15 protein-coding genes are annotated in these 16,492 nt (G+C 57.7%); all 15 read right to left on the bottom strand.

Annotation, left to right across the window (positions count from 1 at the left end):
* A complete protein-coding gene (locus tag DW088_RS04170; protein ID WP_110435240.1) occupies positions 1–282 on the bottom strand; it encodes an FtsB family cell division protein in 282 nt (93 codons plus the stop codon).
* 46 nt (positions 283–328) lie between these two features.
* Complete coding sequence (gene yabQ / locus DW088_RS04175; protein ID WP_118359741.1) at positions 329–787, bottom strand: spore cortex biosynthesis protein YabQ; 459 nt, start codon at positions 785–787, stop codon at positions 329–331.
* Positions 788–793: 6 nt separating this feature from the next.
* Positions 794–1,078 (bottom strand): sporulation protein YabP, encoded by a 285-nt coding sequence (gene yabP / locus DW088_RS04180; protein WP_110435242.1) that lies wholly within the window; start codon positions 1,076–1,078, stop codon positions 794–796.
* A gap of 74 nt (positions 1,079–1,152) precedes the next feature.
* The gene (locus DW088_RS04185) at positions 1,153–1,392 is read right to left on the bottom strand and encodes an RNA-binding S4 domain-containing protein (protein ID WP_116704678.1); all 240 of its coding nucleotides are present in this window, start codon (positions 1,390–1,392) and stop codon (positions 1,153–1,155) included.
* Positions 1,389–1,670, bottom strand: coding sequence for an HU family DNA-binding protein (locus tag DW088_RS04190; RefSeq protein ID WP_118359743.1), 282 nt, complete (start codon positions 1,668–1,670; stop codon positions 1,389–1,391). The genes DW088_RS04185 and DW088_RS04190 overlap by 4 nt, the downstream gene beginning before the upstream one ends.
* 11 nt (positions 1,671–1,681) lie before the next feature.
* Positions 1,682–2,479, bottom strand: coding sequence for a nucleoside triphosphate pyrophosphohydrolase (gene mazG, locus DW088_RS04195; RefSeq protein WP_118359745.1), 798 nt, complete (start codon positions 2,477–2,479; stop codon positions 1,682–1,684).
* Between the two features lie 15 nt (positions 2,480–2,494).
* Positions 2,495–4,120, bottom strand: coding sequence for a putative polysaccharide biosynthesis protein (locus DW088_RS04200; protein WP_158574605.1), 1,626 nt, complete (start codon positions 4,118–4,120; stop codon positions 2,495–2,497).
* Between the two features lie 84 nt (positions 4,121–4,204).
* Positions 4,205–4,597 carry a zinc ribbon domain-containing protein gene (locus DW088_RS04205; protein ID WP_117751371.1) on the bottom strand — a complete coding sequence of 131 codons (393 nt, stop codon included), beginning with the start codon at positions 4,595–4,597 and terminating at the stop codon, positions 4,205–4,207.
* Between the two features lie 170 nt (positions 4,598–4,767).
* Entirely contained in the window at positions 4,768–5,691 is a 924-nt protein-coding gene (locus tag DW088_RS04210) for a uridine kinase family protein (RefSeq protein ID WP_118359749.1), read from the bottom strand.
* A 46-nt stretch (positions 5,692–5,737) separates the two neighbouring features.
* Positions 5,738–7,207, bottom strand: coding sequence for a coproporphyrinogen dehydrogenase HemZ (gene hemZ, locus DW088_RS04215; RefSeq protein WP_118359751.1), 1,470 nt, complete (start codon positions 7,205–7,207; stop codon positions 5,738–5,740).
* Positions 7,204–7,836, bottom strand: a complete 633-nt coding sequence (locus DW088_RS04220; RefSeq protein WP_118359753.1) for an MBL fold metallo-hydrolase — start codon at positions 7,834–7,836, stop codon at positions 7,204–7,206. Before DW088_RS04220 ends, hemZ begins: the two co-directional genes overlap by 4 nt.
* 176 nt (positions 7,837–8,012) lie before the next feature.
* Positions 8,013–8,465 carry a D-aminoacyl-tRNA deacylase gene (gene dtd / locus DW088_RS04225; protein ID WP_118359755.1) on the bottom strand — a complete coding sequence of 151 codons (453 nt, stop codon included), beginning with the start codon at positions 8,463–8,465 and terminating at the stop codon, positions 8,013–8,015.
* 456 nt (positions 8,466–8,921) lie between these two features.
* A complete protein-coding gene (locus DW088_RS04230; protein WP_118359757.1) occupies positions 8,922–11,108 on the bottom strand; it encodes a RelA/SpoT family protein in 2,187 nt (728 codons plus the stop codon).
* A 20-nt stretch (positions 11,109–11,128) separates the two neighbouring features.
* Entirely contained in the window at positions 11,129–13,204 is a 2,076-nt protein-coding gene (gene recJ, locus DW088_RS04235) for a single-stranded-DNA-specific exonuclease RecJ (RefSeq protein WP_118359759.1), read from the bottom strand.
* Between the two features lie 423 nt (positions 13,205–13,627).
* Complete coding sequence (gene uvrA / locus DW088_RS04240; protein ID WP_118359761.1) at positions 13,628–16,474, bottom strand: excinuclease ABC subunit UvrA; 2,847 nt, start codon at positions 16,472–16,474, stop codon at positions 13,628–13,630.
* Positions 16,475–16,492: the final 18 nt, after the last annotated feature.

Consider the following 16,492-nt stretch of genomic DNA (forward strand, 5'->3'; position numbering starts at 1 on the left):
TTACCGGCTGGACGTATCTACAAAAATACGCTCGCCCGGTTCCGCATAACCCAGTTCTGTCCGCGCCATCTCTCCGATATCCTCCTCGGAAATGCCGCTTTGCATTTCCTGCCGGAGCGTCTCGTTCGCCTTCTGATATTCCTCCACCCGCAACGTCAGAGACGCGAGTTCATCCCGCTTGCTCTTGATCTGCGTGCGCAGGTTTACCACATTGACGACCGCGTAAAGCAGAAACACCACTACCGCTGCCCTGATAAGGATCATCCGCGTGCGCCTTGTCATCTGCTCACCTCATATCGTTTGCTTGCGCGTCAGACTGATACAAGTTTTATTTTATACCTTTTCTGCGAAAAAGAAAAGAGTCTTTTTCAAATTTTTTCGTCAAAAACCGAATTTTTACCGAACTGCACCGCTGTTTTACCACCGTTTGACAGTGCATCCGCAGGCCGTATACGGCGCGTCTCAGCTTTGCAAGCACCTGCAGGAGCCGCATAATCGCCTCCAGCACGGTTTCGCTCAGCGCCGCAAAGTACAATCCCATGCCGCCTGCCGCCGTTAAAAGCACAAAGCCGCGCGGCTGACCGGCGGCCGCGATCAGCCCAAACTCAAATAAAGCCGCCAGCACGATCGCCCAGAACAACGTATCGAGCAGCGCCGCCCCTGCCCATCCGCACCGGAAATGCAGACGCAGTGCCCGCAGCATGTCATACACCGCCCCGATCCCGACACCGAGCAGCATGCTTTGCAGCACGAGCGTGACCTGCTGGCTGTTCGTAAACACCGGCATGGCCGCTCACCCGCCGAATATCCGCCGGAACAGGCTGTCGCGCGGCTGCACGCTGTCGTCGTACTCGAGCAGGCCGATCTCACCCTGAATGATCAGCTCTCCGGCCTCGAGCTGCAGCCGCTCTACATGCAGTCCCTGACCGCGCACGACCAGCATGCCCCGCACGGTTTCGAGCAGCACCTGTTCCTCATCAAAGCTGTGCACGTCGGTCACACCGGAAATGGTCAGCTTCTCTCTCCCCTCCAGAATGACACTGTGCGGCATTTCACGGCTTCGTTCCTCCTGTGCCATATAACTCCCCTCCTGACTGCAAAAAAGTATCCCGCTCTGCAATATATGCGAGAGCGGGATACGTTATGTTCGGTTTACAGTTCCTTATACAGCGCAGACGCATCTGCTTTGAGCGTATGCTCCGCGATATTCAGTACTTCCACCTTCATCGTGCGCTGACCGAATGCGATCTCGATCACATCGCCGATCTTCACCTGATATGAAGCCTTGGCCGGCTTGCCGTTGACCGTGATGCGCGCTGCATCGCATGCATCATTCGCCACCGTGCGGCGCTTGATCAGGCGGGATACCTTCAAATACTTGTCTAATCTCACTTGTTTCCGTCTACCTTATCCTTCAAAACTTTGCCCGGCTTGAACACCGGCATGGTCGCCGCTGCAATATTGATCTCCTCGCCGGTACGCGGATTGTGTCCCGTGCGTGCTGCGCGCTCCTTGGTCTCAAACGTGCCGAAGCCGCTGATCTGCAGCCTGTCACCAGCTGCCATGATATCCGCAATGGCGGTAAACACGGTGTCGATCGTCTTTTCGGTGTCCTTCTTGGAAAAGCCGGTCTTTTCTGCAACCAGCGTCACCAGTTCGCTTTTCTTCATGGTTTTGCTCCTTATGCGTGTTCCTCGTGCTTTGCGCTGTCCCACAGTGCGTCCAGCTCGGAAAGGGACAGGTCAGCCAGCTTTTTGCCTGCGGCAGTCGCCTGACACTCCATCTCCGCAAAGCGGCTGACAAACTTGTTGCAGGTCTTTTCGGCGGCAGCCTCCGGATCGATCTTCAGGTGACGCGCCACGTTGACGGACGCGAACAGCAGGTCGCCAATCTCCTCCTCCGTATCGCCGTCGCCGTCGATGGCACGGCGGACCTCGTCAAGCTCCTCCTGCACCTTGTCAAGTGCATCCTTCACGTTATCCCAGTCAAAGCCGACCTTTGCCGCCTTCTTCTGCAGCTTTTCTGCACGGATCAGACTCGGCAGGCTCTTTGCTACGCTTTCAAGCGCCTGCGTATCAGTCTCCTGATGCTTCTCCTTGCGCTTGAGGTCATCCCAGTTCCTGAGGACCTCCTCGGACGAGGCGACCTCGACATTGCCGAAGATATGCGGATGACGGAAGATCAGCTTTTTGCAGATGCCGTCCGCCACATCGTCGATGTCGAATGTGCCCTTTTCCTTCTCCATCTGGGTATGGAATACCACCTGCAGCAGAACATCGCCAAGCTCTTCCTTCATATGCTCGGTGTCCTCGTCGTCGATGGCTTCACAGACCTCGTAGGTCTCCTCGATGAAGTTGCGGCGGATGGAATGATGATCCTGCTCACGGTCCCACATGCAGCCGTCCGGCGCGCGCAGGATTTCCATAATGCGAAGCAGATCATCGAACTTGTAACAATCCTTTATTTCAAAATCAACCATTTTTGCACTTCCTGATTACTTTAGATGTAAAATATCTGCGATTTTCTCGCCCTTGGGCAGCAGCAGAACATCATCCCGCTCGACTGCACCGAGCGCGAGCAGCAGAACGGCATACACGGCAACCGCCACACCGATGCACGCGAGCGTGATCAGCTTGTCAGGCATGGTGCCGGGAGCTGCGCTCAACGCACCGTTCAGCACGCGCTGCACAATGAAAATCGCCGCACCCATGCCGATGGTGGCCGCCAGCGGGCGGCAGACCGTTTTTCCGATCGGCGGCAGCGAACCCGTCAAACGCCTGATATGGAACAGGTTGATGACCGCGATCAGCCAGTAGCAGAGCGCCGTACTGATGGGCGCACCCATGATATTCAGTGCCGGATTGCCGATGAGAAAATAGTCGCCGAGCATTTTGACAACCGCGCCTGCAAACATCGAGACAAGCGGCAGGTCAATACGGCCGAACGCCTGCAGCGTCGAGTTGGTGACAGCCACAAGTGCCGCCGCCGGTACGGCAAAGCCGAGCAGACCCATGAGCACACCGCCAAGCTCCGTGCCCTGCGAGTACAGCATGCGCAGGATCGGTCCGGCGAGCATGATGAAGCCCGCGCCGGCCGGCAGGGTGATGATAACCGTCATGCGCAGCGTGGTACCCAGTGTTTTGGAGACCTTGGCATGGTTGCCCGCTGCGCGTGCGCTTGCGATGGTCGGCAGCACGCTGACCGCCAGTGCGGTGATGAGCGTCTGCGGCAGGTTGAAGAAGTTGATGGCCTGACCGGTGTAAATGCCGTAGGTGGACATTGCTTCTCTTGCCGTCATGCCGACCGCCGGACTTTGCAGACGCGTGGAAATCAGCGCCACGTCGATCAGGTCGGTCAGACTCATAACCGCTGAGCTGATCGTGATCGGAATGGACAGACTGAGCAGCGTTTTCGCCAGCTGGCCCGCCGGACGCACGCTGTCGTCCAGCGCGTGCACTGCCGAGCTGCTGCGATGCGTGATCGCACCTTGAATGAGCATGTAAACAGCGGCAGCCACCTCGCCGATGGTAACGCCGAGGACGGTCATTGCCGCGACTGCCTGATCGGAAAAGTTATGCTGAACCGCGTAATACGCCAGTCCAAGACCGATAAACAGCTTGCCGAGTGACTCGATCACCTGCGAAACCGCCGTCGGCACCATGTTCGAGCGGCCCTGATAATAGCCGCGGAACACCGCCAGAACAGCAACCATCAGCACACTCGGTGCGATGGCCATAACCGCCAGCCGGGAATCCGCGCTCTTGATCCAGGATGCAAACGTGCCCGCGCCGAGGAACAGCACGACCGAGCAGACCGCGCCGAGCGGAATGAAAATGCTTCCCGCCACACGGACGGTACGCCGCACCTCATGTTCTCTGCCGCGGGCTGTGGCCTCTGCGACCATTTTCGCCAGCGCCGCCGGAACACCGACGGTCGAGACCATCAGCATCGCCGTGTACACGCGGTACGCCGCGCTGAACATGCCGAACGCAGGCGAATCCTTGCCGCCGATCATGTTGAGCAGCGGTATCTGGAAGAATGCGCCAATCACCTTGACCAGCAGACTGGCCAGCATCAAAATGAACGCACCCTGAATGAAATTCTGTTTTTTACGTTGCAAACGCCGTACGCCCCTTCCTTTGATCAGAATGGGCATAGCTGCCCTTGCCCGATATTACAATATGATGCATCAAACCGTATTATGTTACAGCTCTGCACCGCAGGACGAGCAATATGCGTCATCCTTGCCGCACGGTTTGCCGCAGTGCGGGCACGCCGTTACCGAGCGCATTTCCGCCAGCTTGTCGCGCAGCGCGGCCAGCTTTTCCTGCTTGGCATCGACCTGCGCCATCTTTTCGTCCATTTCCTCGTTGGTGACCTCTGCACCGCGGTGCAGATCGTACACCAGCTTGCCGATTTCCTTGTACAGTGCTTCGCACTCGGTATTCAGATCGAAAATCTGCAGATTGATGCGGGTCGCCAGTGCAAGGTCGTTCGCCTTTTTACCGGCTACGCCTGCCGCATGACGGGAGACCTTGCCGGTCTTATCCGCCATGTCCTTTACCTTATCGAGAAACGCCTGCATTTTCATATCCATAGCTTGTCGCTCCTTCCGACGGAATGTCTCCGTTTCCGGTCTCATGGTAATATTGCGTAATGGAACAAGGGCGATTTGCGGGAAAATTTCCGCAAAACGCCGCAGTTTCAATTATGTGGTATTGCCATTATACTTCATACCCTGCCAAAAAGCAAGAATCCGGACACTTTTCAGCCGATAAACTCATGCAGAACCGAATCCTCCGGCATATACGGCTTGTAGTCGATCGGCCAAACCTTATCCAGAATCGCGCTGAGCGGTGCAAGGTCGGCCTGCTCGAGCATTTTTTCCTCGCCCTGCAGCTTTTCGCTCAGGTACTGCATGAGGATGTTGGTCTCGTACGGCAGATAGGTGTCCACCGTAAGATCAGCCTGCCCGCGGTACGGCGAAATATACAGTCTCTCGCCTCTCCGCACCGAGTTCCACTGCTTTAAGGTGTACTCCACCGGTGAGCTGCGGAACAGGCTGTCGCGCATAGCGCGGCGCAGAAAGCGCAGCATGTGCGGCTCAACGCGGACGTTGCGGTCCGTAAACAGCACACTCGCCACCGAAAGATAGACGCTTGTCGCATGCTTCTCCAGATCGCCCATGATGACCGGATTGAACGCGTGAATGCCCTCGATCATCACAATTTCGTCCTTATGCAGCTGCACCGGACGGTCGTTGCGATGCGAGGTACGCGTTTCAAAGTTGAAGCGCGGCACCATGATTTCCTCGCCTGCCACCAGACGCGTCAGGTGGTCGCGGAGCAGATCCAGATCCATGCACTCCGGACTTTCGAGGTCATTGACGCCGTTTTCCTCGTCAAACGGAATGTCGTAGGTGCCCGAGGTACGGTAATAGTCGTCCATCGAGATCATGTGCGCGTGAATGCCCGCCAGCTCGAGAATGCGGCCCAGACGGTCGTTCGTGGTGGTCTTGCCCGATGAGGACGGACCGTTGAGCAGCACGACCGGCTTGCGCTTGCAGTTCGCGGCGATCTGGTCAGCCACCAGATGCAGCTGACGATGATAGTGCTCCTCGCAGTCGTTCACAAAGGCTTCCGCGTCACATTCGGCGCGGTGATTGATGTATTTCAGTGTGTATTCTGCCATAGACAGTCCCTTCTTACGGAATTACTCACTCATTTCCCTATCCTGATTATTTCTTGGGGAACAGCAGCTTTTTCTTGCCGTTGGCCAGTCTGTCTGCCGCCTGAATGTACTCAAGCGGATATTTCGGATTGTTCGCGCGCTCAATCCAGCCGGTCTCGCGCACGACACGCTTGGAAACGCCGCCTGCACCGAGCGACAGAATGGTCTGCAGCTCCTCCATCATGCTCACGTTGTAGAAGCATTCGGTGCCCGGCTTGCACCAGCCGACGTTCTCGAAGCCGCCTGCCATAAATTTCTGCCGGTAGAGATAATACGGGCCGTAGCCTGCGTTCTGCAGTGCATGTGCGGCACCGTCCAGCATTTGAGAAACGGTCTCGCGCTGTGCGGCGGCAGCCGCCTTATCGGTCAGATCAGCGCCGCGCTTGATGGCGAGCGTATGCACCGTGATATTCTCCGGCGAAAGATGCAGCAAAGTATCCACAGTCTGTGCAAAAGTCTCGGCGGTGTCGCCGGTCAGACCCGCGATGAGGTCCATGTTGATCTCGTCAAAACCGGCCTGCCGTGCCTGCTCGAACGCGCGGAGCACGTCTGCCGAGCCGTGTTTTCTGCCGATCGCAGCCAGAACGGCGTCATTCATGCTCTGCGGGTTGATGCTCACGCGGCCAACGCCCGCGCTTTTGAGCACGCGCAGCTTTTCCGGTGTGATGGTATCCGGACGGCCCGCTTCCACAGTATATTCACGCAAATGTGAAAAATCAAAGTGATTTTCGAGCGCCGACAGCAGTCGTGCCAGCTGATGCTCGTCCAGCGTGGTCGGTGTGCCGCCGCCGATGTAGACGCTCTGTACCTGCTTGCCCGCTGCGCGGACAAGCGCGGCTGTCTCCTCGATTTCGCGGCAGAGCGTGTCCAGATACGGCTCGATGAGTTTACCGGACTGTGCCGTGGTTGCCGATACGAACGAGCAGTAATAACACCTCGACGGACAGAACGGAATACCGACGTACAGCGAAATATCGTTTTCACCGATGGTCTTGTCCATCTCCATCGCGGTTGCGGCTGCACGAATCGTCAGCGCCGTGCGCTCCGGCGAAACGTGAAAGTGCTCGCGCAGCTCGACCGCCGCCTCGCCGCGCGTCATGCCGCGCTCGATCATGCCGCGCGCCAGCTTGGCCGGACGCACGCCGGTCAGGCTGCCCCAGACCGGAGCCTGCGGCAGGAACGGCACGACCGCGTCGTACACGGTCGTTTTCACCAGTTCGGTGATGGTGCGCTTGTAGTCCAGCGTTGCCAGTCCGGCGACGGACGCGTGCTTTTCCGCCTCGTGCGTTACACCGTCCATGCAGACGATCGCACGCGCGGCGGCTTCGCCGTTCTCCTCAGTCAAAATGCTGCGGCAGTACGGCTCGGTAAGCTGCTCGACCGAATCTGCCCTGCTCAGCGTTTCAGTCGGCAGCAGATGAAACAGCATTTCCTCTACCGCGTGTTTCAGTTCGTGATTTTCCAGTGTATAGATCATTTTCCCATCGCCTGCAGCATATATGGATTGTATGCGCGTTCCTCGTTCAGCGTAGAAATGCCCTCGTGACCGGGGAATACCTTGTAATCGCCGTCAAGGTCATGCAGACGCTTCAAAGAGCGCAGCATGGCGGAGAAATCGCCGCCCTCAAGGTCGCAGCGGCCGCACTCGTGACGGAACAGCGTATCGCCGGTGAACAGGCAGTCGCCGATCCTGATGACGGACGAGCCGGGCGTGTGACCGGGCGTTGCCATGTAGGTCGCGGTCATGCCGCCGAACGTCACCTCGGTGCCCTCATTCGCCAGAATATCCGGCGTATCCTGCACATAACTGCGTGCCAGTCCGCGGAACTGACCCATGTTGTCACGGCTCAGCAGCCAGGTGTCCTTCTCCGGCACAACGTACTGCGCGCCGGTCGCCTCGAGCACCTCGTGCGCCGCCAGAATGTGGTCAAAATGCGCGTGCGTCAGCAGCACATACCTGACATTCAGCTGTTCCTCGTTTACCGCGTGCAAAATCGACTTGGCATTGTCGCCCGGATCGATCACCGCGGCTTCGCGGGTTGCTTCGTCATATACAATGTAACAATTCGTGCGGACCATGCCCACACAGAGTTGCATTAACTTCATTAGTTATACCCTTTCTTCGGCATTTAAGCCTTCTTCGTAGGGCGGGCTGCCCTCAGCCCGCCGTGGTAAGTCAGTGTAAATTGTTTTATTTCGCAGGGTGAGGGCAGAAGGTGAATTGTCGATAGGCAAGAGAAGCCACTCTGGAGTGCCCCGCCCTACGGAACAGGTTTATCTTGTCAATGCCGCATGTCCTTGGTGTCCATCCACAGCGTTACCGGGCCGTCATTCAATAGATCGACCTTCATATCCGCGCCGAACTCGCCGGTCTCGACCGGCAGGCCGCTCTCGCGGCAGCGCGCGATGAATGCTTCATACAGCGGGATGGCGGTCTCCGGACGGGCAGCGCTCGTGAAGCTCGGGCGGTTGCCCTTGCGGCAGTCACCGTAGAGCGTGAACTGCGACACGATGAGCAGACCGCCGCCGACATCCGCGAGTGAGCGGTTCATTTTGTCGTTTTCGTCTGTGAATACACGCATTTTAACTGTTTTATCGGCCAGATAAACCGCATCGTCCACGGTATCACCGTCTGTGATGCCGAGCAGGACAAGGAAGCCCTGTCCGATCTGCCCGTGAAGTCTGCCGTCGATCGTCACCGACGCGTGGGAGACTCGCTGTACCAGCGCCCGCATTATTTTTCCTCTTTTCGTAGTAAGTTTTGAATTTAATCTGTTGATTTTTTTGATTTGGAATGGGTGCCAAACCTTGGCTGGGGTTCCAAAAGGGTAGACACCAATGGTTTCTACCCTCTTGGGACTCCCATTTCCTTTTTGGGATACCTTGAGTGCAGATGGTAGACTTCGCAAGCAGGAAAGGAACGGCAGAGGATTTTTTCTTCCGCATGGTATCCACTTATTCGCATTTCGGATACCGTACTGCTACATCCAATTGGGGTCTACGCTGGGCGCGGCATAGCAGTGCCGCGCAACTCCTTTGATGATACCAGTTAGATACATCGTGGGGCTCGATGACCCATCGAGCCTTTGTAAACCTTCTGCACCAGCCAATGCCTCCCCTTTTAGGGGAGCCTGAAACGCGCAGGCACAAGCGCTTTCCGCGTCTCATTTTCCATTCTCAATCATCAATTATCAATTCGTATCAACCGTTCGGGTGACATCCACGACGCCCTTGATGGAACGCAGGCGGCTGATCATATTATCCAGCTGATGGACGCTCGTGACGTCAACCATGGCGTTGATAACGCCGTAGCCGTCGTTGAGGTCGCGTGCGGAAATCTCGTGCACATTAATTTTACTGGACGCAAACGCCAGCGTAACGTCACTCAGCACACCGATACGGTTGCGCGTGGAAATCTGCAGGCCGGTGGAGAACTTATTGACATGACCGGCATTGGCCGCCATATCCTCATCCCACCAGGCACGGACCCAGCGGTCGGGCTCTTCCTCGATATGGACATTCACGCAGTCGCGGCGATGGATGGAAACACCATAGCCGCGGGTGACAAAGCCGACGATCTCATCGCCCGGAATCGGCGTACAGCAGCGGGCAAACTTGACCAGACAGTTATCAATGCCTTCGACAACAACGCCGTCACTGGATTTATTCTGGCGGCGCTGCTGCTGCTCGTTCTGCGGATGCGCGGCACGCTCGGCCTGCTCGCGCTGGCGGCGCAGCTTGCCGACATCGTCCTTGACCTTATTGATGACCTTGGTCAGCATAATGCCGCCGTAGCCGATGGCCGCGTACAGCTCATCGACCGTGTTGAACGAGAACTTGTTGAGCGTGTTCTTCTGCACCTCTTCGTTCTCATAGAAGCCGTTATACAGCAGGTTGGCACGCAGCTCGCGGTCGAGATCCTCCTTGCCGTTGACGATATTTTCCTCGCGGCATTCCTTCTTAAACCACTGCTTGATCTTGTTGCGCGCCTCGGTGGTCTTGACGATCTTCACCCAGTCACGGCTCGGACCGTGTGCCTCCTTGGAGGTCAGGATCTCAACGATATCGCCGTTTTTCAGCTGGCTGTCGATCGGTGCGATACGGCCGTTCAGCTTGCAGCCGGTCATGCGGTTGCCGACTGCCGAGTGAATCGCATACGCAAGGTCGATCGGCGTTGCACCTGCCGGCATGTTGACCACATCGCCCTTGGGCGTAAAGACGAATACCTCGTCCGCGAACAGGTCAACCTTGATGTTTTTGATAAAGTCCTCGGCCTCGGTGTCCTGCTGGGCTTCAAGCAGTTGGCGAATCCACGCGAACGCTTCCTCGTTGCCCTTCTTGTCCAGACCCTGCTTGTACTTCCAGTGCGCCGCAACACCGTATTCCGCCATTTTATGCATCTCTACGGTACGAATCTGCACCTCAAACGGGATGCCTGCTCGGCCGATGACCGTCGTATGCAGCGACTGATAGCCGTTCGGCTTCGGTGTGGAGATATAGTCCTTGAAGCGGCCCGGAATCGGCTTGTACAGGTCGTGGACGTAGCCGAGCACGTTGTAGCAGTCCGCCACGGTATCGACAATGACGCGCACGGCGCAGATATCATAGATCTCGTTGATGGTCTTGTGCTGGGCATACATTTTGCGGTAGATCGAGTAAATATGCTTGACGCGGGCCGAAATCGTGTTGTGGATGTTCGCTTCCTTCAGCTTGGTGCTGATGCGGTCCTGAATGCCCTGCAGGAATTCCTCATGCTGCTCACTCTGGGCCTTGAGGCCCTCAACGATCTCGTTATAGCCGATGGGGTCGAGAACCTTCAGCGACAGATCCTCCAGCTCCCACTTGATGCGGCTCATGCCGAGACGGTGCGCGATCGGCGCGTAAATCTCCATGGTTTCCAGTGCCTTGTCGCGCTGCTTGCGCTCGGGCAGGAACTGGAAGGTGCGGGCATTGTGCAGTCGGTCGGCCAGCTTGATGAGGATAACGCGGATATCCTTCGCCATGGCGAGGAACATCTTGCGCAGGTCCTCGAACTGCTCCTGCTCCTTGGAGTAGCGCAGCATGCCCAGTCGGGTTACGCCGTCCACCAGCTCCGCGACCGGCGTGCCGAATTTGTTTTCGATCTCCTTGTAGCCGAACTCGGTGTCCTCAATGCAGTCATGCAGCAGCGCTGCACAGATGGAATCCGTATCCAGACCCATCTCCACAACGATCTCAGCGACAGCGACCGGATGAATGATATACGGCTCACCGTTGCGGCGCTTCTGTCCCTCATGTGCCTTGGCCGCACATTCGTATGCCGCGCGAATCTTCTTGATATTCGCCTGCGGGTTTTGTTTTTGTACGCGTTCGATCAAAAAATCCAGTTTCGTTTGCATAGATCCTTCCCCCATTCGTGTCACCCCGCCATACTTTGCAATGTGGCAAGGACAACCGATCCGGAAATATCGGCCTTGCCCTCGTAGGGTTTGAGCAAAATATTGAGCATGCCTTCCTTAAAATGATAGCTGATGAGTCCGGACTCCTGAAAAACGTCCAGACAGACGAACAGCTTGCCGATGTTAATGTCGCGTCGGCTTTCCCACGCAACCCGGCGGGAAAGTGCCCCGTCCGGTACGGAAAGCCGTCCGTCCTCCGCGCGGCAGGTCACATGCCGCCAGACAGCAACCAGATCCTTGCGGTCGGGCAGGAGCAGACGCGCTTCCCTTGCGGTGAGCGGGCCGTCCTGCATGAGTGTATTATACAGATTGAGAATCTTCTGATCCGCCAGATGCTCGCAGTCACTCAGCTGCACATCGCAGATGGTCAGCTGTACCGAACGGCGGCCTCGAAATTCGTTGATCTCCAGATGAAAGGCGGCATCCACGGTGTTGCCCTCGACAAAGCCGAGACCGCCCGCACCGATGCCGAACCAGATTGCGGAAAAACGCTTGCCGTCCTTGATGAGCGACAGACGAACGTGCCGGTCGCTGGACAGCGGCGTAATCTCCTCAACGGTCATGTTCTTCATGCAGAACACAGGCTCCGCATTTTTCATGCCGTACGGCTCGAGTACGCTCAGGGATTCGATGTTCTCCTGCGTCAGCCACTCCGACTGCACCATGCAGTCGATGTGCAGCTGCGGAACAAGCTCCGCCATGGTGACATGCGTTTCCGCGTACTTGCGCAGGCGCGTGCGGAGTTCTTCGATCCTGTCCGCCTGCACGGTCAGTCCTGCGGCAAGCGCATGACCGCCGTAACGCTCGAACAGGTCCTCACACGAGGTAAGCGCCTCAAACAGATTGAAGCTGCCGATCGAGCGGCCGGAGCCCTTGCCTACGCCGTCCTCGCCCACCGAGATGAGCACGACCGGACAGCCGTAGCGGTCGCACAGGCGCGAGCACACAATGCCGATAACGCCCTGATGCCATCCCTCTCCAGCCAGCACGATAATTTTATCCTCAAGCGGGTTGTATTCGCGGCGCAGGCGTGTGAGCGTCTGCTCGAGTATCTTGTTCTCCTCGTTCTGGCGCAGCTTGTTTTGCTCGCAAAGCTCAGCGGCAAGCGCCTGTGCCCGTACCGGATCCTTCGTCAGGAACAGCTCTGCTGCCAGCTCGGCCTTGCCCATGCGGCCCGCCGCGTTGATGCGCGGCGCAAGCACATAGCTGATGGTCGAGGAGGTCAGCCGCCTGTTCTTCATCCCCGCCTCGCGCAGCAGCATTTCCAGACCGATATTCGCCGTCACGGACAGCTTTTTCAGTCCTTCCGCCACAATAATGCGGTTTTCACCGACAATCGGCATGACATCGGCCACCGTGCCGAGCGCTACAAGGTCGGCGTACCGGTCGAGCATGGAGAGCGTGTCGCCCTCGAGCGCACAGATGAGCTTGAACGCCACGCCCACGCCCGCCAGGCTGGAAAACGGATAGGTATCGTCCGTCCGCTTGCAGTCCACGACCGCCTGCGCGTCCGGCAGGTTTTCGTGGCACTCGTGGTGGTCGGTAATGACGACCTGCATGCCGAGCTCGCGTGCGACGGCAATCTCCTCGTTGGCTGTAATGCCCGAGTCCACCGTGATGAGCAGGCGCGTGCCCTGCTCATACAGCTGCTCCATCGCCGGACGGGTCAGACCGTAGCCGTCCGTCAGACGATTGGGAATGTAATATTCACATTTTGCGCCCTTGCTGCGCAGATAATCCACCAGTGTGCACGTTGCCGTGATGCCGTCCACATCGTAATCACCGTAGACCACCATTTTCTCTCCGCGATCTATTACCTCGCGGATGACCTCGACTGCCTTACCCATATCGGTCAAACCGAACGGATCATGCAGTCCTCGCGCATCGCAGCTCAGGTAATCCGCCGCAGCCTGCGGTGTGTCGATGCCGCGCGCCGACAGCACCGCCGCCGTCAGCGGTGTATAGCCGGTCTCCCGCGACAGCACCCGCACCCGCTCGGTGTCCGGCGAGGCGATCACCCATCGCTTTGCTCTCATATTGAACGATCCCTTCCTGAGTCACGGCAGCAGCACGCCTTCCGGCGCCTGCGTATAGTAACTCCGATTTTATATTATCACTATTATACCAAAACACACCCAAAATCACAACATTTTTGAAGCTGTTCCCCAAACGATCGTTTTGGGAACAGCTTCTCGCTCGAAACCACGCTTTCGAGCGAATTTCGACGAAAAGCCGCGCCCTACGGGCACATTTTTCTTCCCTTGTATAAAAAGGCAGGCGCTATCCTTGCGCGACTTCACGGTCGCGCTGCGCGTACACGCCCCGCCTTTTTATGGATTTGCTACGCAAATCCGATTGAATGCGCGCTGTCGCGCGAGGCATAATTTTTTCGCTTTGTTCTCTATGGAAAGAGAACAAGCGGGCGCTCCTTGTCGGAGTGCCCGCTTTGATTTGCTGTTTTATTGTTCGCGTTTTCCGCCGTTTTTGCGGGCGAGAATCGGGCCGAGATACTGTCCGGTATACGAACCCTCGCACTGTGCAACCTCCTCCGGCGTACCGCAAACGACCAGTCGGCCGCCGCCGTCGCCGCCCTCGGGACCGAGGTCGAGGATATAGTCCGCAGTCTTGATGACATCCAGATTGTGCTCGATGACAACAACCGTGTTGCCTGCATCCACCAGCTTCTGCAGAACATCCACAAGCCTGTGGACATCTGCGACATGCAGACCGGTGGTCGGCTCATCGAGGATATAGATGGTCTTGCCGGTCGAGCGTTTGGACAGCTCGGTCGCCAGCTTGGCGCGCTGCGCCTCGCCGCCGGACAGCGTTGTGGAGGACTGCCCCAGCTTAACGTAGCCCAGACCGACCTCGCGCATGGTCTCCAGACGGCGTGCGATTTTCGGCACGTTGGCGAAGAACTCACACGCTTCATCCACCGTCATATCCAGCACTTCGTAGATGTTTTTGCCCTTGTAGCGCACCTCGAGCGTCTCCTTGTTATAGCGGCGCCCCTTGCATACATCGCAGGGAACGTAAACGTCCGGCAGAAAGTGCATTTCGATTTTGAGCAGGCCGTCACCCGAGCAGGCCTCACAGCGGCCGCCCTTGACATTGAAGGAAAAACGGCTTGCGCTGTAGCCGCGCGCCTTTGCGTCCGCCGTTTTGGCAAACAGGTCGCGGATATCGTTGAACACACCCGTATAGGTCGCCGGATTGGAGCGCGGCGTGCGTCCGATGGGCGACTGGTCAATGTCGATGACCTTGTCGAGATTCTCGATGCCGATGAATTCGTCGTGCGCGCCGGCTCGGGTCTTCGCGCCGTTCAACTCCGCTGCCAGCTTTTTGTACAGGATTTCGTTGACGAACGAGGACTTGCCCGAACCCGAAACACCGGTGACACAGGTCAGCGTGCCGAGCGGAATCGTGAAATCCGTGTGCTTGAGGTTGTTCACCGCACAGCCTTTGACCGTGATGCTCTTGCCGTTGCCTTTGCGCCGGATTTCGGGCACCGGAATGAATTTTTTGCCCGAAAGGTACTGTCCGGTGATGGATTTGTCGCTTTTGAGCAGCTCGTCTATCGTGCCCTCGAACACGACCTCGCCGCCGTTGCGGCCCGCCCCCGGACCGATGTCCACGATGTGGTCAGCCGCAAACATGGTGTCCTCGTCGTGCTCGACCACGATGAGCGTGTTGCCGAGGTCGCGCAGCCGCCCCAGGGTCGCAAGCAGCTTGTCGTTGTCGCGCTGATGCAGACCGATGGACGGCTCGTCGAGGATATACAGCACGCCCATCAGTGATGAGCCAATCTGCGTTGCCAGCCGGATACGCTGGCTCTCGCCGCCGGACAGCGTGCCGGACGAGCGCGAAAGCGTCAGATATTCCAGGCCGACCGACTGTAGGAAGCCGAGGCGGTCCATAATCTCCTTGATTACTCTGTCACCGATTTTATGCTGCATTTCGGTCAGTTTGAGCGTGTGAAGGAACTCCATCGCCTTGACGACCGACTTTTCCGCGAACTCTGCGATGTTCAGTCCGCCGAGCGTGACCGCCAGCACCTCCGGGCGCAGACGGCGGCCGTGGCATGCCGGGCACGGACTTTCGCTCATCACTTCTTCAATCTCGCCGCGCGACCACTCGCTGTTGGTCTCACGGTAACGGCGTTCCAGATTGGGGATGATACCCTCGAACGGCTGGCGCATCACGCCGCCCGAAATGCGGCTGACCGACAGCTCGAGCGGTTCATCTCCGGTGCCGTACAGCAGCTCGTCGAGCGCCTGCTCGGAGAACTCCTCGATGGGCGTTTCGAGCGTAAAGCCGTGTTTTTTGCCGAGTGCAGTGTAGTACATGCCCGCGATCGTACCCGGGTCGGCGCTGCCCCAGCCGGACGCACGGATGGCGCCCTGCTTGATCGAAAGATGGCGGTTCGGGATAACGCGATCGGGATCAACACGCTTCTGAATGCCCAGACCCGTGCACACCGGGCACGCACCGTACGGGTTGTTGAATGAGAACATTCTCGGGGTAAGCTCTTCGATGGAAATGCCGCAGTCGTCGCAGGCGTAGTTCTGCGAGAACGTGATGGGTTCGCCGCCAATGACATCCGCAATCACCAGACCGCCCGACAGCGCAGACGCGGTCTCCACCGAATCAGTAATGCGTCCGCGGGCGTCCGGACGGATGACAACGCGGTCAACAACGATCTCAATGTTGTGCTTCTTGGTTTTCGCCAGCTTGAATTCTTCCGAAAGATCATGGATTTCGCCGTCTACACGCACGCGGACATAGCCCTGCTTGCGGGCATCCTCAAACACCTTAACGTGCTCGCCCTTCTTGCCGCGGATGACCGGCGCAAGCAGCTGCACGCGCGTCTTTTCTTCAAGCGCCATCAGCCGGTCAATGATCTGGTCGATGGTCTGCTGGTGGATCTCCTTGCCGCATTTCGGACAGTGCGGCGTGCCGATGCGCGCCCACAGCAGGCGCATATAGTCGTAGATCTCGGTGACCGTGCCGACCGTCGAACGCGGGTTCTGCGAGGTGGTCTTCTGGTCGATGGAGATGGCGGGCGAAAGACCATCGATGTAGTCCACATCCGGCTTGTCCATCTGGCCGAGGAACTGCCGCGCGTAGCTGGACAGCGATTCAACGTAGCGGCGCTGACCCTCGGCGTAGATCGTGTCAAACGCCAGGGACGATTTGCCCGAGCCGGACAGGCCGGTGAGCACCACCAGCTTGTCGCGTGGAATTTTGATGTCGATGTTTTTCAGGTTGTGCTCTCGGGCACCTTTTACATGGATATATTCCTGCATTGTATTTTTTCCTTATCA

Source organism: Butyricicoccus sp. AM05-1 (assembly GCF_003474415.1).
In the GTDB taxonomy this organism is placed as follows: Bacteria; Bacillota; Clostridia; order Oscillospirales; family Butyricicoccaceae; genus Agathobaculum; species Agathobaculum butyriciproducens.